Origin of the sequence: Corynebacterium striatum, assembly GCF_016728105.1 — a bacterium.
Lineage (GTDB): Bacteria > Actinomycetota > Actinomycetes > Mycobacteriales > Mycobacteriaceae > Corynebacterium > Corynebacterium striatum.
Map to the genome: position 1 here is coordinate 467,306 of NZ_CP068158.1, position 23,882 is coordinate 491,187.

A 23,882-nucleotide genomic window follows, 5' to 3' on the forward strand; every position below is an offset into this window, starting at 1 on the left:
GGGTTGTGTGAATTAGCTTGGAAGGAAGCTTTTAGACGAGCTTCCAGTCCTCGAGGCCATCGTAGAGCGGGTACTGCTCAGCGATCTTGGCAACGCGTCCGCGCAGGGTCTCGACATCAGCGTTCTTGCCCTGTGCCAGAGCAGTACCAATGATGTCAGCAACCTCAGTGAACGCAGCTGCGTCTAGGCCACGGGTAGCAAGCGCCGGGGTACCGATACGCAGGCCGGAGGTAACCATCGGCGGGCGAGGATCGTTCGGCACAGCGTTACGGTTCACGGTGATGCCCACCTCGTGGAGGAGGTCCTCAGCCTGCTGGCCGTCGAGCTCAGAGTTGCGCAGATCAGCCAGAACCAGGTGCACGTCGGTACCGCCGGTCAGAACGTCCACGCCGGCAGCCTTTGCGTCAGCAGCGGTCAGACGCTCAGCAAGGATGCGTGCGCCCTCGAGGGTACGCTCCTGGCGTTTCTTGAACTCCTCCGAAGCGGCGATCTTCAAAGCAATAGCCTTAGCAGCGATGACGTGCATCAGTGGGCCGCCCTGCTGACCTGGGAAGACGTTGGAGTTAATCTTCTTAGCGTAGTCCTGCTTAGCTAGGATCAGACCGGAGCGTGGGCCGCCCAAGGTCTTGTGAACCGTGGTGGAGACAACGTCAGCGTGCGGAACTGGAGATGGGTGCAGGCCTGCAGCAACCAGACCAGCGAAGTGGGCCATGTCCACCCACAGCTTGGCGCCAACTTCGTCGGCGATGGAGCGGAAGGCCGCAAAATCCAGGGTGCGCGGGTATGCGGACCAGCCGGCGATGATGACCTTCGGTTGCTCCTTGATGGCCTGCTCGCGCAGCTTGTCCATGTCGATGCGCATGGTCTCTGGGTCAACCTCATATGCGGCGACGTCGTACAGCTTGCCCGAGAAGTTCAACTTCATGCCGTGAGTGAGGTGGCCACCGTGTGCCAAGGACAGACCCAGGATCTTGTCGCCCGGCTCCGCCAGGGTGGACAGAACCGCAGCGTTTGCCTGCGCACCGGAGTGCGGCTGGACGTTAGCGAACTCAGCGCCGAAGAGCTCCTTGGCACGGTCACGCGCCAGATCTTCGATGACGTCAACGTGCTCGCAACCACCGTAGTAGCGGCGCCCTGGGTAGCCCTCAGCGTATTTGTTGGTGAGGACGGAACCCTGTGCCTGCAGAACGGCACGTGGGACGAAGTTCTCAGATGCAATCATCTCAAGGGTGTCGCGCTGGCGGGCGATCTCACCATTAATGGCGTTAAATACGTCCGGGTCCAGCTCGCGCATCTCTTGGTAGCGCACGTCTGCGGAGTTGTTGGCAGTCATGGAAGCGTTGATTCCCTTCTCGGTTGCTTACAAGGTCGGTTCAAACCTGCTCTACATATTAACTGCCACGCCCCCACGCGGGGGCTGTTGCAGCCACTAAATACATGCAACTTTCACCAAGGACCGATGAAGTGCGACAATTAGGCAATGGCGCGTATTACCGACACCAGTCCTTACCTCGACTTTGACCGCGAAACCTGGCGCCAGCGACGCTTGTCGATGCCCCAGGTTCTTACCGCCACAGAAGTTGAGGCGCTTCGCGGTATCGGTGATCGCATTGATCTCGACGAAGTTGCTGACGTCTACCTTCCGCTGTCGCGTCTTATTCACATGCAGGTCGCAGCACGCCAGGAACTGACCGCCGCCACCGAAGAATTCTTGGGCAACGACCCCGCACACGTTCCTTTTGTCATCGGCATCGCGGGTTCGGTGGCGGTAGGTAAATCCACCACCGCCCGTGTACTCCAATTGTTGCTCCAGCGTTGGGATTCCCACCCGAAAGTGGATCTGGTCACCACCGATGGCTTCCTCTACCCCGCGGATACTCTCAACGAGCGCGGCCTCATGCAGCGTAAAGGTTTTCCAGAGACCTATGACCGCCGCAAACTCATGCGTTTTGTCACCGACGTGAAGTCCGGCAAGGCTGAGGTCAAGGCGCCAGTGTATTCGCACATTTCCTACGACATTTTGCCCGATGAATACCAGGTGGTGCGCCGTCCCGACATCCTGATTCTGGAGGGCCTCAACGTCCTGCAGACGGGCCCTACCTTGATGGTCTCGGATCTGTTCGACTTCTCCGTCTACGTCGACGCGCGGGTGGACGACATTGAGCATTGGTACATCGAGCGCTTCCTCCACCTACGCCACACCGCGTTCCGTGAGCCGGGCGCGCACTTTGCTTCCTATGCGGAGATGGATGACAGCGAGGCCCGCGCGCAGGCCCGCGAGATTTGGCAGTCCATCAACTTGCCAAATCTTGTGGAAAATATTCTGCCCACGCGTCCCCGCGCCTCACTCGTGCTGCGCAAAGGCTCACACCATTTGGTGGAAAAGGTGCGCATGCGCAAGCTTTAGGAGTTGCGCTGTGCCCATTGAACGATGGGCGCCAGCTCCGCAAAGTTGATCCTTCGCGCGCGCTTCCTCAAGCAGCGTCATCCCAACGACCACGACGGCCACTGGGCGGTCACCAAAGTCATGCTTCTTTACAAAATCGGCGGCGGTAATCGATGGGCCATGCACCGGGGACATGACGATGAGCGGTTGCTTGTCGACGCCCAGCTTGTCCAGGTGTGCTTGATTCTTAGCGTCAGCGAGCGGCAAGATTTCGGCGTTGAGCTGATTTGCCAGCTCTTGGGCGTAGCGGTGGGTAGAACCGTAAACAGAGTCGAAGATTACGGTGGTCATGGAGACCTACTTTCCGAAACGGCGGGAGCGTTGCGAGTAATCACGCAGCGCTCGGAGGAAATCGACGCGGCGGAATGCCGGCCAATAAGTGTCAGTAAACCAGATCTCGGAGTATGCCGCCTGCCAGAGCAAGAATCCGGAAAGACGCTGTTCACCGGAGGTGCGGATGACCAGATCTGGGTCCGGCAGCCCCTTGGTGTAGAGGTGGCTAGTGATGGCATCTGCGGTCACCGAGTCGGCGATTTCCTCTGTACTATGCCCCTTCTGAGCCTCGTCGCGGATGAGATTTTGGACGGCGTCGACGATTTCCTGGCGGCCACCATAGCCCACGGCGATGTTGACGATGACGCCCTTGTTGTCCTCGGTGGCCTGCGCTGCGGCGCGCATCTTCTCGGTAACCTCAGCAGGTAATAAATCAAGGTGTCCAACGAGTCGGATTTGGCAGTCCAAGTCCCCCTCGGACAGGTGCTTTACCACGTCGGAGATGATGTCGAAGAGCAGCTGCACTTCTTGGGTGCTGCGCTTAAGATTCTCCGTGGACAGCAGATAGATGGTGACGACCTCAATGTCAGTGTCTTTGCACCACGAGATCATCTCACTGATCTTTTTTGCGCCCTGCCTGTGACCGTGGCTGATATCAGTAAAGCCGGCTTCCCGAGCCCAGCGGCGGTTTCCGTCCGCCATGATGGCTACGTGGCGTGGCTGCGGTTTTCCTTTAATCGCGCGCGCCAAACGTGCCTCATAGACGGGGTACAGCAACTGGCTCAGGAAGCTCACTATTTTTCCTTACACAACATTCCGGTTTCGACGCATAGAACTTCGCCTACAAGAAAGAACGCTTACTGTTGTCAAATACACCGGCTTCCTTCATTGCCGCATCGACGGCTTCGTCGTCGAAAGGATCAATGCCATGGTCTTGAGCAAACATGGTGCGACGGCGGAAACGGGAGTAGCGGCGGTGGAAGTTCCAGCCAGCAAACAGGACGGCCGCGCCCATCAGGGCGAGGATCAACAGGCCGATAGGTGAAGCTTTACCGAACTCTGGGCCCATGGGGCCTTCCTTTGCACCCTGGGCAAGGAAAAAGACATTGGTCTGGATGTCACTTGCAGCAAGAACTAGCGAATCAATTGCGCTCATATCTTAAGACTCCCCTACTTCAGTAATTCCTGCAAATAAATCGCTTTCTGGAAGCTCAGTCGACACACGAGTCTGCGCAAGCTCGAACTCCTCCGTTGGCCACAGGCGCTGCTGGACCTCTACGGATGTGGCCAAGAACGCGCCGGCCGGATCGATCTGCGTCGCATGCGCACGCAGGGCGTCATCACGGTTTTGGAAGTAGTCTGCACACTCAACCTGAGTGGTCACTCTTGCCATAATGTCGCCGAATGCTGTGTCCCATCGCGCGAGCATGGGGCCGTACGGGCTGGACTTGCCTTCTTCCTCGAGAAGGTCGTGGAAGAGCTTCATGCGCTGATAGACAAATCCGTGAGTGTAGTAAAGCTTCTGTGGCTCCCATGGCTCGCCGAGCCCTGGGTGGTAGGACGGATCTCCTGCCTTCTCCCAAGCAATCATGGATGCGCGGTGCACCATGAGGTGATCTGGGTGCGGGTAGCCGCCAATCTCGTCGTAGGTGATGATGACCTGGGGGCGGAACTCGCGAATCGTCTTCACTAGCTCTTGCGCTACCTCATCGTCTGGGATGAGAGCAAAACAGCCCTCGGGCAGCAATCTCTTAAGTTCCGGATCGAATGGATCACCACCGGGGAGACCAGAGTCAACATGGCCGAGCCACTGGTGCTTAACGCCGAGAGCCTTCGCGGCTTGTGCCATCTCTTCGTGGCGGATGGCTCCCATATTTTCTTTAACGCCTGGCTTATCCATGGCGGGATTAATAACGTCACCGCGCTCGCCGCCGGTGCAGGTAAGAACGAGCACTTCTGCGCCCTCGGCTGCATACTTAGCTGTAGTGGCGGCACCCTTGGAGGATTCATCATCGGGGTGCGCGTGGATGGCTAGCAGGCGCTTGTCGCTCACTGTGGGTTCATCTCCTCTAGCACTGGTATAGGAACAGGGGTCCAGTGTAGTGGATAGTTTGAAAATCTTGAGTGTTGGATAGACTATTGACTATGACTTCCGCCGGTACCCCTCGTTCAGGTGCTCGCTACGGTGCCCGCCCCTCGGCAGACAACTCTGCGACTAAGACCTCAAGCTTTACTAATAAGGCCATTGTGCTCGTTTTCGCGGCAATGTTCATCGCCGCGATTTTTTATGGTGTCCAGTACTTCCAAAAGCGCGAGGAGGTCAACGCCAGCATCTCCTACGTCACGCACGAGGTACTGTCCGACGACTCCATCCGCGTCTGGGCTGACGTCACCCGCAACCACATCGATGAGGACGCGTACTGCATTGTCCAGGCCTTCGATTACTCCAAGGCTGAGGTGGGCCGCCGCGAATTTGCTGTTCCTGCCGGCGGCGCTGAGGTGCAACGCATTGCTGTCGACGTCCCCACTAACCACCGCGCGGTAGCCGGCGGCGTTTACGGTTGTTCGGGCAACGTGCCGAGCTATCTCAACATGAATAAACCGGACTATGTGGAGCAGTCCACTAGCTAAACCGGCTCATCTGCTCAGCACAGCAGCAAAGCTGACTCACAACGGTTCTATCCCACAACAGCTTCCCGAACTGTTGCGCTAGGCGACGCCGTGATAATCACCCGCGTGTGCTAGGATTTGTAGCGCTTAGGATAGGTCGCACCTCCTGCGAGTTTGCACGGTGGGAGCTGACCTTTTCCATTAGGTGGGCCCGCAATTGTATAAGGCCCACAATATTTTAGATTCTCCCCGCTTTACGGAAGGTTGCACTATGGCTGAGCAGCAGAAGCAGTACATCACCCCGGAAACCAAGGCCAAGCTTGAAGCAGAGCTGCAAGCGCTTATTGACCACCGCCCGGTAGTCGCTGCGGAAATCAACGAGCGACGCGAAGAAGGCGACCTTAAGGAGAACGCTGGCTACGACGCAGCCCGCGAGATGCAGGACCAGGAAGAGGCCCGCATTAAGCAGATCTCTGAGGTTCTGGCAAACGCCACCACTGAGCGCACCGCTATCCAGGAGGGTGTTGCCGCCATCGGTTCCGTGGTTCACGTTTACTACAACGGTGACAAGGACGATAAGGAAACCTTCCTCATCGGTACCCGCGCTGCTGCTTCTGACAACAAGGATCTTGAGACCTACTCTGAGCAGTCCCCGCTGGGTGCCGCCCTGATCGGAGCGCATGAAGGTGAGACCCGCGAGTACACCGCACCAAATGGCAAGACCATTTCGGTCACGGTGGAATCCGCAGCGCCGTATGCTTCAGCTAAGGCCGCAACTCCGCGCCAGGCCTAATTTCATATTCTTAGTTTCAACTCATTCTGGAGAAAGAGCACCCATGAAGAAGTTCTCCCGCTTCGCAACCGCCGGTTTGGTATTCGCTGCAGGTCTGTCTCTGGCAGCTTGCCACCCACCGAACGAGCAGGATTCCACCAGCGAGAAGATCGACAACGCTTCCACCTACACTGGCAAGGCTCCGAAGCCTGCTGAGTCCACGAAGCCTGCTGAGTCCACGTCTTCGAGCGAGGCATCCGAAAGCACCGCGGCAAACAATCCGGCTGCTTCCGAGTCTGCTGCTGCTAACCCGAACGTCGTGGTTGAGACTCAGGTAGTACCGGCTCTGTAAAACTAAGAAATGGCGCCCATGCACTGTGCATGGGCGCCATTCTTTTTAGTCCGAGTCGGTTCTATCCTTCTTCACGTGCCCATGCTCCGATGACGCCGGGCAGTGCGGCTGGCGGCTCCCCTAATAGATCCCGTCGATTTGGGTCGCTTTCGACTTTGCTGGTGACTGACTTGATACGTCGATCTTCGCCACCACCACGCCCCATCCCGGCCATCATGGGCATCATCCCGCGCCCCATAGTGCCACGAGCAGCGGCTCCCCCACGTGCCGCAGTCAGGGTTGTGTTGGTGCCACCTCCCATGTGCGAACCATTGCCGATGCTTCCTGTGCTGAGCGATCCACCACGAGCGCCCGCCGTGCCCGCCGAACCGGCAAGTGCACCTCCGCCCGCTCCGCTTCCGGTGCTAAATGCCCCAGGTACACCGGCTCCATTGCCTTGATTTAGCGCACCCGTGTTGCTTAGCCCCAGGGCATGCTTACCAGAACCGTAGCTCTTGCTTGCTGGTGCGCCAATCATGGCGGGAACTCCCACATGTGAATTCGCTGGTGTTAGCCCCACACCGCTATTGGCTGCAAGCGTCGCTGGATTGATGTGTTGGTTGGCGCCAGTACTCTGCGGGATGGAGCCAACCCCACCCAAACCAGCCGTGGTGTGGCCTGTCGGCGCGCCTACCGATGGGCTGGCATTGGCACCACTAGTGACAAGGTCTGCTGCAGAGATCGGCGCACCAAGCTGCGCTAGCGACGCCCTGCCACCGTTAAGCAGGTCTTGGTTAAACTTTTGGATCTCAGAATCTGTCATCCCAAGGCCTTCCAGCCCTTCGACCTGACCATCGACGATTCCAAAAGAGCCAGGGCCCAATTTCCCGCTAGCGATTGCTTCTGCAATCCTTCGCGGCCATACGACCGTGTTGGTGTCGAAACGTTGGCCATTGCCATTTACGCCACCAAATTGGCTGCTTACATCGCCGCCGCCTGACGGTGGCATGGTTGTCATTAGCGCATGTTGGAAAGGCATCGCGGCGACCACTTGGGTTTGGAGTGCGTTTTGCATAAACGCCAGGCCTGCCTGCTCGGCGGCCATGCGTGCTGCTGGATCAGGAATCGCCATCGCGGACATGGCCAAGGACATTGCTTTGGGCTGCGACGCCATCAGGTTGGCTTGGAAGCCGAAAAGCTTCTGGCTCATCACCTCAGCATTAGCGATGAAATGATTACCTGATTCCGCCACAGATCGGATCTTTTGTGCTGCCCGCGCGGTTGCTTCACTATCATTTTCGGATTCCAGCGAAGAAGCCGCCTCATTCAATCCATCAACAATTGCCGTGACCTCGTCGGCGAGGCTCTTCCACCGTGAATTGGTTTCTGAGACACTCCAGATTTTCGTATTGAGCAAATCCATTGCAAGGCCAAGAAGGTTATTGCCTACATTCACCACGGGCGTCGTAAACCCGAAAGGACTATATCCAGGTTCCGGTTGGTTCATTACCGGCATTGCTTCGCCCTCAACTGAACCACCGGCGTCAGCGATATCAAGCCCCCGGCTATTCGCTAAATCTTGTGATTCGAAGCCATTGGCATCAGCTTGCAGCGTGTCTGCCAGCCACTGAAGCTGTTGATCAAATGCCTTCAACGAGTTACTTGCCGAGCCAGGATCAGTAGCGATCACCCTCTGATGAATCGTGCCCACATCCCCAACACCATGCACACTCGAAAAGCTTCCGTCGATTGGCGAAGTCGCCATACCGACAGCGCTCGCACTACGACGAGCTAGCCCCAAAATCACCTGATTCGCCGAGTTCAAGCCTTCAATGTTAATTTTCATTTATCCCCCGTACTGTATTTAAAACAAGAGCGTCCCAAGTACGCCCTCAGCAGCTAAGCACTTTTCTAGAAAAGTCTTTTGGTTTCCGGCATACGTATACCCAACACTGACATGTCCTCTTTTTGTGTCAAGAGATAAAGTGCAGTTATTGTCGCCCCCAAATGGACTCTCGAACGCTATCGCCCCCGTCGTCCGACTTTCATATAACACGCGGGAACCATTCTTCAGATCATGGTCGGACATAGATACGTCGCTTGAGGACAAGCCGACCACACCACCATTTTCTTGTTCCTCGACTAAAGAAAAAACGCACATCACAGAATCCGTAAAATTAAACCCCCCTTCTAGTCTCCGCCCTAGGCTGGCTTCAGCGAGCTTTTCGGCGGGGATTTCGGTGCACGGGTCGAACAGGTCAAAGTCCGGGTCCGTGCGGTCGAAGTCGCCGAGCGGGGGCAGAACGCCGTTCCCCTCCCCCTTTGCGGTGATGCTGGAATCCGCACCAGCATCACCGCTGTCGCTCGTGCCATTGGAATCGATGAATCCCCCATCCCCGGTAGCTTCCACAGCGTCCCCCGGATTGTCGGCGTTTTCTGCCGCCTTGTCCATACTTGTGCCGAAAGTGTCCCCCGCCTCCTTTACGGTATCTGGCTGGTTTTCTTTCGCGCTCCATGGAGCAAGTCCTATAGCGCAGCCCGTCAGCACCCCCATGCTGACAATCAGCGCTACGACAATCCCCTGCTGCTTCATGATTACCCTTCATCAGACTTCAATGACGAGCCGGAAGGCCGCTGTTGTAGCTGCTAGCCGCTTGCTGCCTCCCGCAAATAGGATGCACGAATCTGCGCGGTCTGTCGCGCCAAGATGTGAATTGGGTCAAATTCGGGGAGTCTTCTACGACATAAAGATGCCTTGCCTAAACCTCGAAATGGGAAAAATTTCCTGCTCAAACCATATGAAAAGGCTGTAAAAGAGTTGGAAGAACCATGAACTCTCAACCATTTATTAATTCCCCCATTTCTACACCCGAATTACAAGAATGTTACTTAGCAGACTTATGCCCTACCGCTCATATAAGAAACCCCAGCCGCCAAGGGCTCGCCTTGGAAGCTGGGGTCTAAGAAAAGCTATTTTATTCAGAACACCGTTAGCGGTCTTGGAAATAGGACAGCAGGCGCAGAATCTCAGTGTAGAGCCAGACCAAGGTGACAGTCAGGCCGAGTGCAACGCCCCACGCAGTCTTGGACGGAGCGCCAAGTCGGATGAGACGGTCAGCGTGGTCGAAGTCCGTAAGGAAGGACATCGCAGCAAGCACGATGCAGACCAAAGAGAAGATGATGGCAATCGCGCCGCCATCGCGCAGTGGGCTGAACCCGAAGAAGATCGCACCGATGAAGTTACCCAGAGCCAGAACCGCCACACCAGCGATGAGACCGAACATGATCTTGTTGAACTTCGGGGTGACCTTCACAGCACCAGTCTTGTAGATGACAAGCATGCCGATGAATACGCCAACGGTACCCATGATTGCTTGGCCGATAAGTGCCATACCGTCAGAACCAGCAACGTTAACGCCAGCAAAAAGAAGCGAGAAGCCACCAACAAAGAAACCATCGAGTACAGCGTAGGTAAGCGTCAGCGGCGCAGAGCCGAACTTCTTACTAAACGCAGCAATTAGCGTGACGATGAAGCTACCCAAGCCACCAACTACAGTCAACAAGATTGCCGCACCATAGTTGACCTGAGTGCCGATGAAGAAGTTGGCAACTGCAAAGACGATCAACACCGCGAGCGTAATGCCGGTCTTAGTAACAACGTCGTCGACAGTCATTGGTCGCTCAGAAGTCTGACCGGCTGATTGTCCATATCCCTGCTGGCCAAATGAGTTTACATTCTGGCCAGCATCGTAAGGGTTGTTGTTACCGAACGGGTTGGTAGAAGTTCCTTGACTCTTCGTCAAAGAGTTCATTACCGGGTTGCTTGAACGCATTGAGGTACCGATTCCTTTCACAGGTTTAGTCACTAGGGTTAGCGAACGCCCAGCCTAACAGTAATCACGCACCATTTGGGCCAAGCGGTTTCATTTAAGATTCCACTAAGTTCAACGTGTGCAATACTTCAAAAGTTCCCAGCCGTACGGTTTTACTTTGAACTATTTTGCAGTGCCTCGGGGAATCGAAATCCCGGGTTTCACTTATCGTTACGCTTGGGGTTCATTGCGCACGCGCTTTCCGACGTCCCACCTCACCCAATTCACGAAATGACAGGTTTAGCGCACAAATGCAAACTGGTTCTGCAGAGCAAAAGGTCATGGACAAAAGTCCATGACCTACAAATTTGGTGCCCCCAGTGGGACTCGAACCCACACTGAATTGATTTTAAGTCAACTGCCTCTGCCGATTGGGCTATAGGGGCTTTAAGGTGTGCTCCTATTTTAAGGCACCCCACATGCACACGCCGACAGTGGGGTACCCGAGAGGGATGGCGTTTGCGATACTTACAGGTCAGCCGCAATACCGACAACGATCCCATCGAGGATGTCCTTCTCACTAATGAAGAAGGACTTTGCATCACTGTTACGTTCAATCATTCGGATAATTCCCACAACAGCCACCGATCCGCCACCAATAACGTCGGCACGACCAGGATGAATGACTGGGTTAAGCGCGCGGACGTCGGAAGGCACGCCCATCAATTGACGCGTCAGCACACGAAGCGCATCAAAACGCAGCTCAGAACCATGGATAGCATCGGCGTCGTAGCGCTCTAAGCCCTGTGCCAAGGCTGACAGAGTGGTGAAGGTACCAGCACAGCCCACAAAGGTCTGTGCGTCCGAAATCGGAACGATCTTCTCTACTTCCTGCATACGCTGTTCCACGTAGTCAGCAGCGATCTCAATCTCTGCCTCCGTCGGCGGATCCGTCCTCATGATGCGCTCAGTCAAACGGACACAACCCATCTGTGCCGAGTGCGCACCCAGGATCTCACCTTCTGCTGTTCCCACCACGAACTCGGTAGAACCGCCGCCGAGATCGATGACGCAGAATGGTCCCTTGTGTGACGCCAAGTCAGTGACCGCTCCCTTGAAAGACAACAAAGCCTCTTCTTCGCCGGTGATGACCTCAGCCTGTGCCCCTTGTTGGATTTGGCCAAGCAGCTGCGCCGCCATGTCGAAGAATTCACGCTGGTTCTTTACATCTCGCGTAGCGGATGTAGCCACCATGCGCACACGTTTGACATTCTCGAACTTCATCTGCTGGACGTAGCCTTCGAGCGCCACGCGAGTACGCTCCAGAGCTTCAGCAGCGAACTCCCCTGTTGCGTCAACTCCTTGGCCTAAGCGGACGATTTCCATCGTGCGTACGATGTCACGAATCTTTCCGTCTTCCTGAACCTCACAGATGAGGAGTCGAATTGAGTTGGTTCCGCAATCAACGGCGGCGACGCGAGTCATTGAAACTCTTTCCCTTCAAAAATTAAGTGTGCGTTGGCAGCAACGGGGTTCTTATTACGCGTGTGCTACTCGGCGTTCGAGAAATCGAACTGGCTCAAGTCGATACCGAGATCCTCGGTGGTGGGCCATTCTTGCGGAATAGCAGTGCCACGCAGTCGGCCGTGGTCTGCTGCCAATGCAACTGCCTCCGTGCCCAAACGGAAGTGCTGTGGCCCCTCAGCGAGGGCATACGCGATAAGCACGTGGAGACACTTCACGCGATCAGGCATGCCACCGCCGGAAAAGGTGGTTCCTAGGTCCTCGATTTCGTTGCGCTTAGCGAGGAAATACTCGTGCGCACGCTTGTAATCTTCAGCTAGTTCCTTATCCTCTGCCAATCGAGCTTCCATCCACTTCATAACGTGAGCTACCTCGAGGCGCGAAGCCTCCGCAGTCAGGCGCGGGTCAGTCAAGTAGTAGAGGGTAGGAAATGGCGTGCCGTCAGGTAGTTTTGGGGAAGTCTTCACCACGGCCGGCTGGTTGTCCGGCGTGCGATAAGCAATGTCGAGCACACCACGCGGAGCGCGGCCAAGTTGCTCTTTAACAATTTCGAGATCTGCATCGTTGACGGTCATGACCGTTATTGTCTCATGCCAGTGCAACTCTAAGACGCTTAGGATTCACTGCGACCACAAAACTGCACGGTTCTAGACTACAAAGCGCTACTGCGCTGCAGGAGCTGCCGGCGCTGCGGGAGCTCCTGGAACTGCAGGCTCACCGTCGCCAGCAGGGACTTCCTGCCCCGGCACTGCCTCCGGGCCAGACGACGGCGCAACCGTCGGCAGGTGTCCTGGATCGGTGTTTGTCGACCCCGTCACGCTTGTGTCTTCGTCTTCAGAGATAGACCCCCAAAGAATTTCATACCACGGACGAGAATCTACATCGCTCAGCCTGTCGGTAGTCACCGTATTGTTGTGATTCATCCGGTTATCCATGATGCGGTATGCGGTCTCCCCCTCCGCAATAACGCCAAAGCGGCGACGCGCTTCCTGCTGCAAGTAGTCCTCGGAGCGGTACTTATCAATTTCTTCCAGCAGCTCTTCCTTTTCCGCTTGCTTTGCGGCAATGGATCTCTCGAGCCGGGCTGTTTCAGAACGCACGTGATAATAGTTGCGTAATGGCACCGCGATGGTGAGCAGCACGATTAGCACAACCACGAGAATTACGGCAAAGCCAACAATATCCATGCGGCCCATTGACTTAATGCGTTGCGACGCCCCCTTGGCTTTCGCCTTAGCCGCGGCTTCTCGCTGTCTAGTGGCACGCGAAACCACTGGAACAGTGGTCCGGGATTTCTTGGAAGTGTGATTCTGGCGTGCCATAGGGTTCCTATCCTAGCGGCGGGCACTGTTTGAAACGGGTGACGCGCGTGTGATTGGAGTAAATTCTCACAAAAAGAAGCGCCGCCCGCGGCGGTCCCTCCTTGAATGGGAGGAATTACCTGCGGACGGCGGCGTCGTTAACGCTCAAAGGCAATTAACTCTGGGGCGCTAGCCCCGAGGAATTACCCCTGAAAGCGAGGGAATGCGGAGCGGCCTGCGTAGACAGCGCCCTCGCCGAGCTCCTGCTCGATGCGCAGCAGCTGGTTGTACTTAGCAACGCGCTCGGAACGAGCCGGTGCACCAGTCTTGATCTGGCCACAGTTCAGTGCCACTGCAAGGTCAGCGATGGTGGTGTCCTCGGTCTCACCGGAGCGGTGAGACATCATGGTGCGGTAGCCGTTGCGGTGAGCCAACTCGACAGCGTCGAAGGTCTCAGTCAGGGTACCGATCTGGTTAACCTTCACGAGCAAAGCGTTAGCAGCCTTCTTCTCGATGCCCTCAGCCAGACGGGCTGGGTTGGTGACGAAGAAGTCGTCGCCAACGATCTGGACCTTGTCACCAATGGTTGCGGTGAGCTTGGTGTAGCCCTCCCAGTCATCCTCCTGCAACGGATCCTCGATGGAGACGATTGGGTACTCGTTGATGAGCTCCTCGTAAACCTTGGCCATCTCCTCAGCGATGTGCTCGCCGCCCTCGAAGTGGTACTTGCCGTCCTTGAAGAACTCAGAGGAAGCAACGTCGAGTGCCAGGGCAATGTCCTTGCCTGGCTCGAAGCCAGCTTTCTTGATTGCCTCAACGATAAGGTCCAGAGCAGCCTTGGTGGACTCAGCTTCTGGTGCGAAGCCGCCCTCGTCACCGAGACCGGTGGACAGTCCCTTTTCCTTAATGACGGACTTCAGGGAGTGGTAAACCTCAGCGCCCATGCGCAGTGCTTCTGCGAAGGACTCAGCACCGATTGGAGCAATCATGAACTCCTGAACGTCAACGCCAGAGTCAGCGTGTGCGCCACCGTTAACAATGTTCATCATTGGAACTGGAAGAACGTGGGCGTTCGGGCCGCCGATATAACGGTACAGCGGTAGGGCTGCGGACTCAGCAGCAGCCTTAGCAGCAGCGATGGAAACACCCAGGATGGCGTTTGCGCCGAGGCGAGACTTGTTCTCGGTGCCGTCGAGGGCAATGAGGGCCTGGTCGATGAGGCGCTGGTCGTCGGCCTCGAAGCCAGCAATCTCGTCAGCGATCTCTTCGTTGACGTTCTCAACAGCCTTGAGAACGCCCTTGCCCAGGTAGCGCTCGCCACCGTCACGAAGCTCGTGTGCCTCGTGAACACCTGTGGAAGCACCAGACGGGACGCCGGCTACGCCGTGTGCACCGTCATCAAGGAAAACCTCTGCCTCGACGGTCGGGTTACCGCGGGAATCAAGAATCTCTCGAGCAAATACGTGGATGATGTCAGCCATGCTGCTTTCACTCCTATTGAGCCAAATTGGTTTAGATATGTGCTTTGGGTTTCTTGCCCCAAATCACCTGCCGCCAATTGTTCCAGAAAACTTCGGAACGTGTCGGACAGAAAGTCACATAGTGAGCTAAAACGTGATTTTTTCTACGAAGCAGCGGGCTGCGGAATCGAATAAGCATTGGCTGCAGCAGCCACGCGTCGCAGGTAGTCCTCCGACTGGTTGTAATTAAGTACGCCTGCACGCCAATCTTCAGGAACCGACAAATTTCTTCCACCAAAGCATAAGAGTGCCGCCGCACCGAGTGCTGCATCGTCGATTTGGTTGGGATCGGCTACACCATCCCCGTTTGCGTCACGGCCGACATGTTCCCACGAGGAAGGGATGAATTGGAGCGGGCCAACTGCGCGATCAAACTCGGCATCGCCATCAAAATGCCCACCATCGGTATCCGGCGTATGGGCCGTCCCATTCGTTCCATCCAACGCAATGCCAATAATCGGCGGATCGGGATAGCCATTCTCATCCAACTTCGACGGACGGAACCAGTTTCCGTTGTATGTGCCGTGGCGGGTCTCCACCCATCCCAGCCCCGCAAGGGTCGTCCAGTGAAGATTGCATTCTGGCCATGCGTCACGAGCAATAAGCTCTGCATTTCCATAGGCCCGCAACGCTTGACCGGAGATACCGGTTTCAGCTTCCAGTTGGGAGGACCAATACGTTAGTTTGTCGGCTGTACGCCCCTCAGCGTGCACGTCGATATCGGGAACCGCCATTCCCGCCAACGGTGGCATGGCATCTGGCACGGGTTGCAGCTGTTTCAAGGTCGCTGGCTTGCCCAATGCGGAGAGAACCCAGCCCACAAGGGAAACGATAACGACCACAGCGAGGACTGCGGCTAGGCCGCAGCCCCCGAGTTTCCGCAGCCGCTTAGTCATGGGTAGCAATCTTAACGGGCAACACATCCCTGCCCCACCTGACACTTCGACAGAGAGCATCCTCCCAGAAGAAATCCAGCAAACTAGCAAAAATTATGTCGCTATATTCACACCCGTAACATTTTGCGCTACAGTAACCCTGTTAAGTCTGGACTTTTTGACCTAACCCTCCTCTTACTCAACCCCGCATTTCCCCTCCCGAAGGAGTCACATGAACATCCGCCGAATCGCCGCCGCAGCCCTGGCCACCATCGCCCTTGGCGCCGCCACTCCGGCTGCTGCACAGGCCCAGAACCTGCTGGGCGACATCAACAGCCTCGCAGCGCAGCTCATCTCCGGAGCCGACTGCGGCACCGTCCGCACCGCCCTGACACTAATTGATCAGAACACCCCGGGCGTTTTGCTCGATGAAAACACCACCCGCAATCAACTCGCACACAACCTGCAGAATCTCGGTGGCGAGCGGAAGGCTCAGATCTCCCCGCTGACTATCGCAGCCATCAAGTACTCCGGCCTGACCGCCGACCGCGCACTGGCTTGCGGCATCGTCAAGCAGGACACCCTGCTCACCGGCGGCACCGGCCTGTCATCCCAGATTTCGGACTACCTGCCAATGCTCTCCTCCACCCTGAACCTGCCGAAGCTTTAAGACTCCGATTCCAAATTCCCGGAGTCTAAACCCAAGGCTTGCGACTTCTCGCGGGCCTTTCCTTCTGCCCACAGGAGCTCTTGCTTTTCGACGTCGACTAGCTCGCGGGTTCCATCAAAAAGATACGGTGCGCGCGAGCGAAGTTTGGTCACGAAGGAAGCCGCGACGTCGTCAAGCGTAAACGCGCCTCGCCGCGAGGCGAGCTCGGCATGGAAGAGAACTTGCAGGAGGACGTCGCCAAGCTCCTTGCACAATTCTTCATCCCCCGCGCGTTCCCGGACCGCCTCCGCAAACTCTTGAGATTCTTCCGCCAAGTACGGCAAAAGGCTTTCATGAGTCTGCGCCCGCTCCCATTGCCCTATCCGCACCGCTTGCATCATCGCTTCGCGGGCTTGGAGCATCGGATCCTGGCGCGAGGGTGCCTCAATCAGTTTTTCGCCTGCCGCCAGGCGCGCTTCTACCTCTTCGTCGTGCGCGTCGGTAGAAACGAGCAGCCCGAGCCCGGTTGGATCCTCTCCCGAAAGGAGATCGCTGAAGTTCCATCGCACACGCACTGGAACTTCACCCGTAAATGAAACTGGACCCAAGAGCAAGCCCTGGGCCTCCATCGGAATCATCGTGGGCCAGCGTTCATCGAGCAGCAGAACAGTCATGGCCACAAAGTATAGGGCAGTTTAGTAATCAGGTTTTAAATGCTGACTTCGCTCCGTGGCTTTTGCGGGGTATTTTAGTCGAATGACCTCCACTACTTCCTCCCTGGCGAACGCCGAGTCATCGCGCAATCACACGGTGACTCTGTGGACTCTCGTCGCCTTGATTATCGGCTCCACCGTGGGCAGTGGAATATTCTCGCTCCCTCAAAACATCGCCTCGGTTGCAGGTCCCGGCGCAATGCTCATCGGTTGGCTCATCGCCGGCGTGGGCATGCTCTCTGTCGCGTTCGTGTTCCAGTACTTGGCGCACCGCAAGCCGCACCTCGACTCCGGCGTGTACTCCTACGCCCGCGCGGGCCTAGGTGATTTCATCGGCTTTACCGCAGGCTGGGGCTACTGGATTGGCTCCGTAATCGCACAGGTGGGGTATGCCACACTCTTCTTTAACACCGTGGGCCACTATGTGCCGCTTTTCGACGCCGATCATCGCTGGGCCTCCGCCATCGCAGTGTCAGTAATGTCTTGGGCCATTTTTGCAGTTTTGGCGCGCGGCATTAAGCAGGCCGCTGTGATGAACATGGTGACCTCGATTGCCAAGATAGTGCCGATTCTGGCCTTCATGGTCTTCATTGCTTTCCTCGGCTTTAGCTGGGATAAGTTCACCTTTGATTTCTGGGGCGAGGACTCCGGCTCAACCGTCTTTGAGCAGATTCAGGGCATCATGCTCTATACCGTGTGGGTATTCATCGGTGTGGAGGGTGCCTCCGTCTACTCCAAGCAGGCCCGCTCCCGCAACGACGTCGGCCGTGCCACCGTCATCGGTTTCTTCTCCGTGCTGGCACTTTTGGTTTCGGTCTCCACCTTGTCATTCGGCGTGCTCTCCCAAGCTGAACTGGCAGCATTGCCGGATAACTCCATGGCTTCCGTATTAGAGGCTGTCGTCGGCCCATGGGGCGCGGCTTTTATCTCCATCGGCCTCTGCCTTTCTGTGCTGGGCGCTTACGTGTCTTGGCAGATGCTGTGTGCTGAGCCCATCGTAATGATGGCTATCGACGGCCTGCTGCCTCGCAAGATCGGCACCATCAACGTGGCCGGCGCCCCATGGGTAGCGCAGCTTATCTCCACCTCTGTTATTCAGGTCTTCATCATCGTGTTCTTCCTGAATGAGACCTCATATAACGCCATGGTGCAGCTGGCCACCATCATGTACCTGCTGCCTTATATCTTCACCTCGCTCTACCTGCTTTTACTGGGTATCCGCGGCAAGGGCCTTTCACACCCGCACGCAGGTGTGAAGTTCGATCTTTCGGGCCCGGAAATCTCGAAGCGGGAAAACCGCCGTCATATCGTCATCGGCGCCATCGCATTCGTTTACTCGCTGTGGCTTATCTACGCCGCCGACCTGGTTTATGTCTTGCTCGGTGTGCTCGCCGTTATTCCAGGTCTTATCCCTTACGTGGGAACGCGCCTGTATAAGAAGGAGCGCGTCTTCAACGCATTTGAATGGTGCGTCGTGGCCATCGTCTTCATCGGCGCGATCGCTGCGATTTGGGGTCTGAGCACCGGCAGTCTGGCACTCTAAGCTTCTTAACTCCTAAAAGGGGTAGCCACACGACGTGTGAGTTGCCTCTTTTCTTTTTGCGCCAAATCACGCCAAATAAATTTCAAGTTAGCCTTACCTTGGTTAGATAGTTCAAGTGGCGGAACACCGTCCCTTCGTCACTGCCCTGAAAGAAATTGCTGCTTTTTGCTAACTTGCTCATCGGCCTGCGCGAAGGCCTTGAAGCAGCCATGGTCGTTATGATCCTCGCCGCCTACCTAGCCAAGTCCGGCCGCAAGGACCTGATGCGGTGGGTGTGGGTCGGCGTCGCCAGTGGCGTTGGTCACCTACATGCTGCTGTGGATGCGCGGTGCTTCGAAGAACATGAAGGCAGAACTCGAGGGAAAGCTGGAGGCGGCCATCACAGTGGGCGCGGGTTCCGTCTTCGTCCTGGCATTCATGGCCGTGGTCCGCGAGGGCATCGAGACAGCGCTGCTGGTGTTCGATACCTTTGCCTACGGCTCCACCATGACGCCGGCGCTCGGCCTTTCCCTAGGCATCCTCATCGCCGTAGCCGTAGCCGTAGCGATGTACTACGGCGCAGTGCGCATCAACCTCGGCACCTTCTTTAAAGTCACCGGCATCTTGCTGGTCGTCGTGGCTGCGGGCATCCTGCGCTATGGCATCACGGACTTGCAGGAAGCTGGCCTGCTGCCGGGCCTGCACACACTCGCCTTCGACATCTCTAACGTCATTGCGCCTGGCACTGCACTTGCGACCTTCATCGAAGGAATCTTCAACCTCGTGCCGGCGCCGACCTTGCTGTCCATGATCGCATGGGCGGTCTATCTCGTCGTCGCCATGTATCTCTTCCTCCGCCCTGCCCCAGCGCCAAAGCCAGCTAAGCAGGAGCAGCAAGCAGACACGCAAAGCATGGCGCACTAACAACTTTTCTAACTCTTCGCCTCACAACTTTTTAAACCAAGGAGAACAAACCCAATGAAGCGCATCCTCGCTGCCGTCGCCGGCACCGCTGCCGTACTGAGCCTTTCCGCGTGTGCGAACAAGGTCGACGAGGCAGAGTCCACCAACTTCACGGTCACCGCCTCCGACGAGTCCTGTGAGGTCTCCGGAACCGAGGCCACCACTGGTACCTCCACGTTCGACGTGACGAACAACAGCAAGAAGACCACTGAGTTTTACGTCTACACCTCTGGCGGCCGCGTGGTTGGTGAGGTCGAGAACATCAGCTCGGGTGCTACCCGCAAGCTGGTTGTGCAGATCACCGATCCGGGCGAGTACACCCTGACCTGTAACCCAGGCATGGTGGGCGACGGCATTTCCCAGAAGCTCAACGTCACCGGCGAGGCAGTTGCCGCCACCAAGGATGAGGTTCTGACCCAGGCTGTTGACGGTTACATCTCCTACGTCCGCTCCCAAACCAATAACTTGTAGGGCCAGGTAGACGAGTTCGTTGCCGCCATCGAGCCCGTGGCGGAGTCCTTCCCAGATGACCTCGACCCGCGCATCGACCTGCGCGAGGCCGACATCGAAGAGGGCGACACCTGGACCGGCTTCCACAAGATTGAGAAGGATCTGTGGGTGAACAGGAAGATCACCGACGAGACCAAGAAGGATGCCGCCCAGCTCAAGAAGGACATCGCTGAGCTTGTCGACGGCGTCGCAGCCGACGATTACACTCTGACTCCGGTTCAGATTGCCTCCAGCGCCCAGGGCCTGTTGGACGAGATTGCAACCTCGAAGATCACCGGTGAAGAAGACATCTTCTCCCACACCGACCTCTATGACTTCCAGGCCAACCTGGACGGCTCGAAAGCAGCCATCGCCTCCCTGGAGAAGGCTCTCAATGAGCGCGATCCACAGCTGCTGACCGACATCAATGAGCGCTTCGAGAAGGTGCAGACTCTGCTGGACAAGTACAAGGAGCTTTCCGACGCCCTCGATGTCCTGACTGAGAAGGTCTCCACCGTCCAGGAAGTTGTGGCTAAATAATGTCATTCGCATTCAGCCGCCGCGCATTTCTGACGGGCGCATCCGCTTTGGGCGCCACCACGCTTGTGGCTGGTTGCGCGACTAATTCTGCCGGTACCACTTCTGGCGACGCTGCCATCAAGTTCGACGGCGAGCACCAGGCGGGCATCACCACGGCCCAGCAGGACCGCATGCACTTCGCGGCTTTTAACGTGGTGACTAAGGAGCGCTCTGAGTTGGAGGAGCTGCTCAAGAAGTGGACCGCTATGGCGCGCCGCATGACCCGCGGCGAGACCACAGTGGATGAGACGATTGAGGACGTGGGCCAGCACTCGGTGCCGAAGGACACCGGCGAGGCCTACGACTTGGAGCCTGCGAACCTCACAATCACCATTGGGTTTGGGCCTTCGCTTTTCGACGATCGCTTTGGCCTGGCATCGGCGCGTCCGAAAGAGCTCAAAGACTTGCCGAAGTTCTCCGGCGACATGCTGGTGGACAAGCTTTGTGGCGGCGACATCGCCATCCAGGCGTGCTCTGACAACCCGCAGGTGGCTATCCACGCCATCCGCAACCTGGCGCGCGCTGGCAGCGGAGTCGTGGAATACAAGTGGTCCCAGCTAGGATTCGGCCACGCCACTGCCACCACGCGCGGCCAGCAAACGCCGCGCAACCTCTTTGGATTCAAAGACGGTACGAACAACATCAAGGCTGAAGATAAGGACATCGTCAACGAACACGTGTGGGTCTCTGGGACCGACTCGTGGTTTGACGGCGGTACTTTCGCCGCATCCGCATGCTCCTGGAAAACTGGGACCGCCAGGTACTTGCCGACCAAGAGGAGACCTTTGGACGCTCCAAGGGCAGCGGCGCTCCCCTGGGCCGCAGCGACGAATTCGACGAGCTGCCATTGGACGAATACCACGGCACTTCTGGCCCGGTGATTCCGCTGACGGCACACTCGCACTTAGCGAGCCATCAGGAAAACCAGGGCGCGCGCATGCTGCGCCGCGCGTACAACTTCACGGATGGAATCGACGACTTCGGCCACCTCGATGCGGGCCTATTCTTCGTGGCCATCGTGAACTCGCCCGAGCAACGCTTCATCCCGATCCAGTCCAAGCTGGCAAAGTCGGACAAGATGAACGAATACGTGCGCTACGAGTCCTCCTCTATCTTCGCCTGCCCTCCGGGCACCACCGGCGAAGACGACTGGTGGGGCCGCACGCTGTTCGAGGCCACGGCCTAGATGCGTCCGCGCCGCGTTCGTGCGGCGCGGACTCCGCCCTAATAGCGAATGACGCGGCGGCCTTCGATGCCGCCCTTGATAAGCCCCTCGAAGACCTCGTTGACCTCGTTGAGCTTGACTTCCTCGACCGTCGGCTTAATCATGCCGCGGGCGTAGAAGTCGAGCGCCTCCTCGAGATCCTGGCGTGTACCCACGAGCGAGCCGCGGATGGTGAGGCCCTTGAATACGATGTCGAAGATGGGCGCGGGGAACTCTCCCGGCGGCAGGCCGTTGAAGACGATGGTGCCGCCCTTGCGCGCCATGCCGATGGCCTGGCCGAACGCCTGCGGGTGGACGGCCGTAACGAGCACGCCGTGGGCGCCGCCCTTGGTATACTCAGTAACGGCCTCGGCCGGGTCCGCTTCCTTGGCGTTGACGGTGTACTCGGCGCCGTGCTTCTTCGCCAGCGCTAGCTTCTCTTCTGAGATATCCACCGCGATGACGCGCATGCCCATGGCGACGGCGTATTGCACCGCGATGTGGCCCAGTCCACCGATGCCGGAGATGACCATGAACTGGCCCGGGCGCGTCTCTGAGACCTTGAGCCCCTTGTAAACCGTGACGCCAGCGCAGAGAATCGGCGCGACCTCGATCGGGTCCGAGCCTTCCGGAATGCGTGCGCAGTAGCGGGTGTCCACGAGCATGTACTCGCCAAACGAGCCGTCCACGGTGTAGCCGCCATATTCCGCCTCGTCACACAGCGTTTCCCAGCCGGTGCGGCACTTCTCGCACACACCGCAGGCGGACCACAGCCAGACGTTGCCCACGATGTCGCCCACCTCGACGGTGTGCTCGCCTGGTCCCAGCTTGACCACTTCGCCCACACCCTCGTGCCCCGGGATGAAGGGTGGCTCCGGCTTAACCGGCCAGTCGCCTTCCGCGGCGTGGACGTCCGTGTGGCAGATGCCCGACGCAAGGTTACGCACGAGCGCTTGGTTGCGCCCCGGTTCCGGAAGATCCGCCTCACGGATATTCAGGGTAGGTCCGAATTCTTCGACGACAGCGGCGGTGAATGTATCACTCATTATGTACTCCTTTACTACGGGTCGATGACGTCACCCAGACTAGAAATCTCGCCCGCGCGCGTGTACCGCTCTACCCCGCTGCAAATTCCGCAAATCTGTGAATTAACACGAATCCGACGCGATGAGTGATATAGAGCATTCAGCCTGCAAAGATTGCATTTTTACCCCCGACCTGCATAAATGAATACCTATTTCATTAACCGCGGTCGTTTCCCCCCATACCGCGCGAAGGCATGCCGAATCGCCCCGGCCGCGGCCGGGGTTTCGTTTGTGGGGGTTAGTCCACGGTGCAGAGGTAGCGCTTGCCGTAGGGCGTGACGTACCAATAGTTGCCCTCGGCATCACGGGTATACGAGTCCCCGTCGGCCTTGCGTCCGTTATGGAACCGGCATAACGGTACGAGGTTCGCGACGTTCGTGTCGCCGCCCTTGTTCCGCGGGATGAAGTGGTCACGCTCGCACAACAGAGCCGGGGTCACACATCCTGGGTGAATACACTGCGGATGCAGCGCAAACGCCATGAGTGTTTGCTTCTCGTTGAAGATCGGCGTCGACTTAAAACAATCCACCGGCTCGCCCCAATTGGTCACCAGGGTGACGTAGCCGACCTCGGCCAGCTTTTCCTGAGCCAATAGGCGCGCCGGGCGCACCGTCCCGTCCGTGGCGCGAATGAGCTTGTCTTCTTTGAGGTATTCCTCGTGCTCGTCGAGACGAATAACTACGTGCGCAGCACGGGCTGGGGCCTGAATTTGCTCCCCGCCAGCGACGAACTGTTTGAACCCGTCGAGCAGGTCGTCGCCAGGCAGCGCGCCGAGCATGTCCATCAGCCACGGGTCTTGGGTGTTAATCACCAAACGGTGCCAGCCGTCTTTGCCATAGGTATGGCGGGCAGACTCCACGCGGGTCTTCGGCTTGGCAAGACTCGCGCCGACCTCATCGAGCTTGGTCTCCGCCGTGCCACACAAGGTCACGCGGGCGGCGTTGGGGTCGTCGCAGCGCGCGGCGAGCACCTCGATGCGGGCGAGCACGCGCAGGGAATGGCCGGCAGCGCGGGCGGCCTTGCGGGCCTCGGCGATGCCTTTGGGCTTAGTGCGCCAGTAGACGGCGGCCAAGGGGTAGATGAACTTCGCGTCGGCGAGTGTTAGGCCGCGGTCGCGGAGTTCAGCCACGGTGAGGCCAGCGGCTTCCTTGAGAGAATCGACACCGAGAGCAAGAGCATCGAAGATCGAGACGGTCATGCCACGGAGGATAAAG

The 23,882-nt window shown here is 57.5% G+C and carries 22 protein-coding genes, 1 tRNA gene and 3 pseudogenes; 9 read left to right on the top strand and 17 right to left on the bottom strand.

Going from position 1 to position 23,882, the window contains the following annotated elements; all coding sequences use genetic code 11:
* Positions 1-31: 31 nt before the first annotated feature.
* Positions 32-1,333 carry a serine hydroxymethyltransferase gene (gene glyA, locus I6I72_RS02175; protein ID WP_005529962.1) on the bottom strand — a complete coding sequence of 434 codons (1,302 nt, stop codon included), beginning with the start codon at positions 1,331-1,333 and terminating at the stop codon, positions 32-34.
* A gap of 147 nt (positions 1,334-1,480) precedes the next feature.
* Between glyA and coaA the strand changes: the two genes are divergently transcribed.
* Complete coding sequence (gene coaA / locus I6I72_RS02180; protein WP_049145253.1) at positions 1,481-2,407, top strand: type I pantothenate kinase; 927 nt, start codon at positions 1,481-1,483, stop codon at positions 2,405-2,407.
* On the opposite strand, the gene I6I72_RS02185 is transcribed toward coaA, so the two are convergent.
* From I6I72_RS02185 to mca, 4 genes are read right to left on the bottom strand one after another with little or no spacing between them, the layout of a single operon-like run.
* On the bottom strand, positions 2,366-2,737 hold the full coding sequence (locus I6I72_RS02185) for a flavodoxin domain-containing protein (RefSeq protein ID WP_152681346.1): 372 nt from the start codon (positions 2,735-2,737) through the stop codon (positions 2,366-2,368). The genes coaA and I6I72_RS02185 overlap by 42 nt on opposite strands.
* 6 nt (positions 2,738-2,743) lie before the next feature.
* A complete protein-coding gene (locus I6I72_RS02190) occupies positions 2,744-3,514 on the bottom strand; it encodes an isoprenyl transferase (protein WP_005529965.1) in 771 nt (256 codons plus the stop codon).
* A gap of 46 nt (positions 3,515-3,560) precedes the next feature.
* Positions 3,561-3,875: a hypothetical protein gene (locus I6I72_RS02195; protein WP_005529966.1), complete on the bottom strand. Its 315-nt coding sequence runs from the start codon at positions 3,873-3,875 to the stop codon at positions 3,561-3,563.
* A 3-nt stretch (positions 3,876-3,878) separates the two neighbouring features.
* A complete protein-coding gene (mca, locus tag I6I72_RS02200) occupies positions 3,879-4,772 on the bottom strand; it encodes a mycothiol conjugate amidase Mca (RefSeq protein WP_005529967.1) in 894 nt (297 codons plus the stop codon).
* Between the two features lie 92 nt (positions 4,773-4,864).
* Here mca and I6I72_RS02205 point away from each other — a divergent pair, with 92 nt between their 5' ends.
* From I6I72_RS02205 to I6I72_RS02215, 3 genes are all read left to right on the top strand, one after another.
* On the top strand, positions 4,865-5,350 hold the full coding sequence (locus I6I72_RS02205) for a DUF4307 domain-containing protein (protein ID WP_049145254.1): 486 nt from the start codon (positions 4,865-4,867) through the stop codon (positions 5,348-5,350).
* 250 nt (positions 5,351-5,600) lie between these two features.
* Complete coding sequence (gene greA, locus I6I72_RS02210; protein ID WP_201807384.1) at positions 5,601-6,122, top strand: transcription elongation factor GreA; 522 nt, start codon at positions 5,601-5,603, stop codon at positions 6,120-6,122.
* A 43-nt stretch (positions 6,123-6,165) separates the two neighbouring features.
* Positions 6,166-6,453: a hypothetical protein gene (locus I6I72_RS02215; RefSeq protein WP_049145257.1), complete on the top strand. Its 288-nt coding sequence runs from the start codon at positions 6,166-6,168 to the stop codon at positions 6,451-6,453.
* Between the two features lie 61 nt (positions 6,454-6,514).
* Here the strand turns inward: I6I72_RS02215 and I6I72_RS02220 are convergent, their stop codons facing one another.
* The 9 genes from I6I72_RS02220 to I6I72_RS02260 all read right to left on the bottom strand — a co-directional run bounded on the left by I6I72_RS02220 (position 6,515) and on the right by I6I72_RS02260 (position 15,485).
* A complete protein-coding gene (locus I6I72_RS02220) occupies positions 6,515-8,278 on the bottom strand; it encodes a hypothetical protein (RefSeq protein ID WP_236592654.1) in 1,764 nt (587 codons plus the stop codon).
* An 18-nt stretch (positions 8,279-8,296) separates the two neighbouring features.
* Complete coding sequence (locus I6I72_RS02225; protein WP_201807387.1) at positions 8,297-9,025, bottom strand: DUF3558 family protein; 729 nt, start codon at positions 9,023-9,025, stop codon at positions 8,297-8,299.
* Between the two features lie 397 nt (positions 9,026-9,422).
* On the bottom strand, positions 9,423-10,265 hold the full coding sequence (locus I6I72_RS02230) for a Bax inhibitor-1/YccA family protein (protein WP_005529976.1): 843 nt from the start codon (positions 10,263-10,265) through the stop codon (positions 9,423-9,425).
* A 348-nt stretch (positions 10,266-10,613) separates the two neighbouring features.
* Positions 10,614-10,690, bottom strand: a tRNA-Leu gene (locus I6I72_RS02235).
* An 82-nt stretch (positions 10,691-10,772) separates the two neighbouring features.
* A complete protein-coding gene (locus tag I6I72_RS02240; protein WP_049146931.1) occupies positions 10,773-11,729 on the bottom strand; it encodes a Ppx/GppA phosphatase family protein in 957 nt (318 codons plus the stop codon).
* Between the two features lie 65 nt (positions 11,730-11,794).
* On the bottom strand, positions 11,795-12,343 hold the full coding sequence (locus I6I72_RS02245) for a DUF501 domain-containing protein (protein ID WP_005529980.1): 549 nt from the start codon (positions 12,341-12,343) through the stop codon (positions 11,795-11,797).
* 87 nt (positions 12,344-12,430) lie between these two features.
* Entirely contained in the window at positions 12,431-13,090 is a 660-nt protein-coding gene (locus tag I6I72_RS02250) for a septum formation initiator family protein (RefSeq protein WP_046645434.1), read from the bottom strand.
* 182 nt (positions 13,091-13,272) lie between these two features.
* Complete coding sequence (gene eno, locus I6I72_RS02255; RefSeq protein WP_201807392.1) at positions 13,273-14,550, bottom strand: phosphopyruvate hydratase; 1,278 nt, start codon at positions 14,548-14,550, stop codon at positions 13,273-13,275.
* A 143-nt stretch (positions 14,551-14,693) separates the two neighbouring features.
* Positions 14,694-15,485, bottom strand: a complete 792-nt coding sequence (locus I6I72_RS02260; protein ID WP_046645433.1) for a lysozyme family protein — start codon at positions 15,483-15,485, stop codon at positions 14,694-14,696.
* Between the two features lie 211 nt (positions 15,486-15,696).
* Here I6I72_RS02260 and I6I72_RS02265 point away from each other — a divergent pair, with 211 nt between their 5' ends.
* On the top strand, positions 15,697-16,134 hold the full coding sequence (locus I6I72_RS02265) for a hypothetical protein (protein ID WP_049146929.1): 438 nt from the start codon (positions 15,697-15,699) through the stop codon (positions 16,132-16,134).
* Here the strand turns inward: I6I72_RS02265 and I6I72_RS02270 are convergent.
* Entirely contained in the window at positions 16,131-16,787 is a 657-nt protein-coding gene (locus tag I6I72_RS02270) for a MazG nucleotide pyrophosphohydrolase domain-containing protein (protein ID WP_046645431.1), read from the bottom strand. The genes I6I72_RS02265 and I6I72_RS02270 overlap by 4 nt on opposite strands.
* 82 nt (positions 16,788-16,869) lie before the next feature.
* Between I6I72_RS02270 and I6I72_RS02275 the strand changes: the two genes are divergently transcribed.
* The 4 genes and pseudogenes from I6I72_RS02275 to I6I72_RS02290 all read left to right on the top strand — a co-directional run bounded on the left by I6I72_RS02275 (position 16,870) and on the right by I6I72_RS02290 (position 21,565).
* Positions 16,870-18,369, top strand: coding sequence for an amino acid permease (locus I6I72_RS02275; protein ID WP_049063189.1), 1,500 nt, complete (start codon positions 16,870-16,872; stop codon positions 18,367-18,369).
* A gap of 209 nt (positions 18,370-18,578) precedes the next feature.
* Positions 18,579-19,272 (top strand): annotated as a pseudogene (locus I6I72_RS02280) (FTR1 family iron permease).
* A 54-nt stretch (positions 19,273-19,326) separates the two neighbouring features.
* A pseudogene (locus I6I72_RS02285) lies at positions 19,327-20,340 on the top strand (imelysin family protein).
* 170 nt (positions 20,341-20,510) lie between these two features.
* Positions 20,511-21,565: pseudogene (locus I6I72_RS02290) on the top strand (Dyp-type peroxidase).
* A gap of 38 nt (positions 21,566-21,603) precedes the next feature.
* On the opposite strand, the gene I6I72_RS02295 reads toward I6I72_RS02290, so the two are convergent.
* Positions 21,604-22,629 (bottom strand): zinc-dependent alcohol dehydrogenase, encoded by a 1,026-nt coding sequence (locus tag I6I72_RS02295; RefSeq protein ID WP_005530002.1) that lies wholly within the window; start codon positions 22,627-22,629, stop codon positions 21,604-21,606.
* Between the two features lie 277 nt (positions 22,630-22,906).
* Positions 22,907-23,866, bottom strand: a complete 960-nt coding sequence (locus I6I72_RS02300; RefSeq protein ID WP_049062556.1) for an HNH endonuclease signature motif containing protein — start codon at positions 23,864-23,866, stop codon at positions 22,907-22,909.
* Between the last annotated feature and the right edge of the window lie 16 nt (positions 23,867-23,882).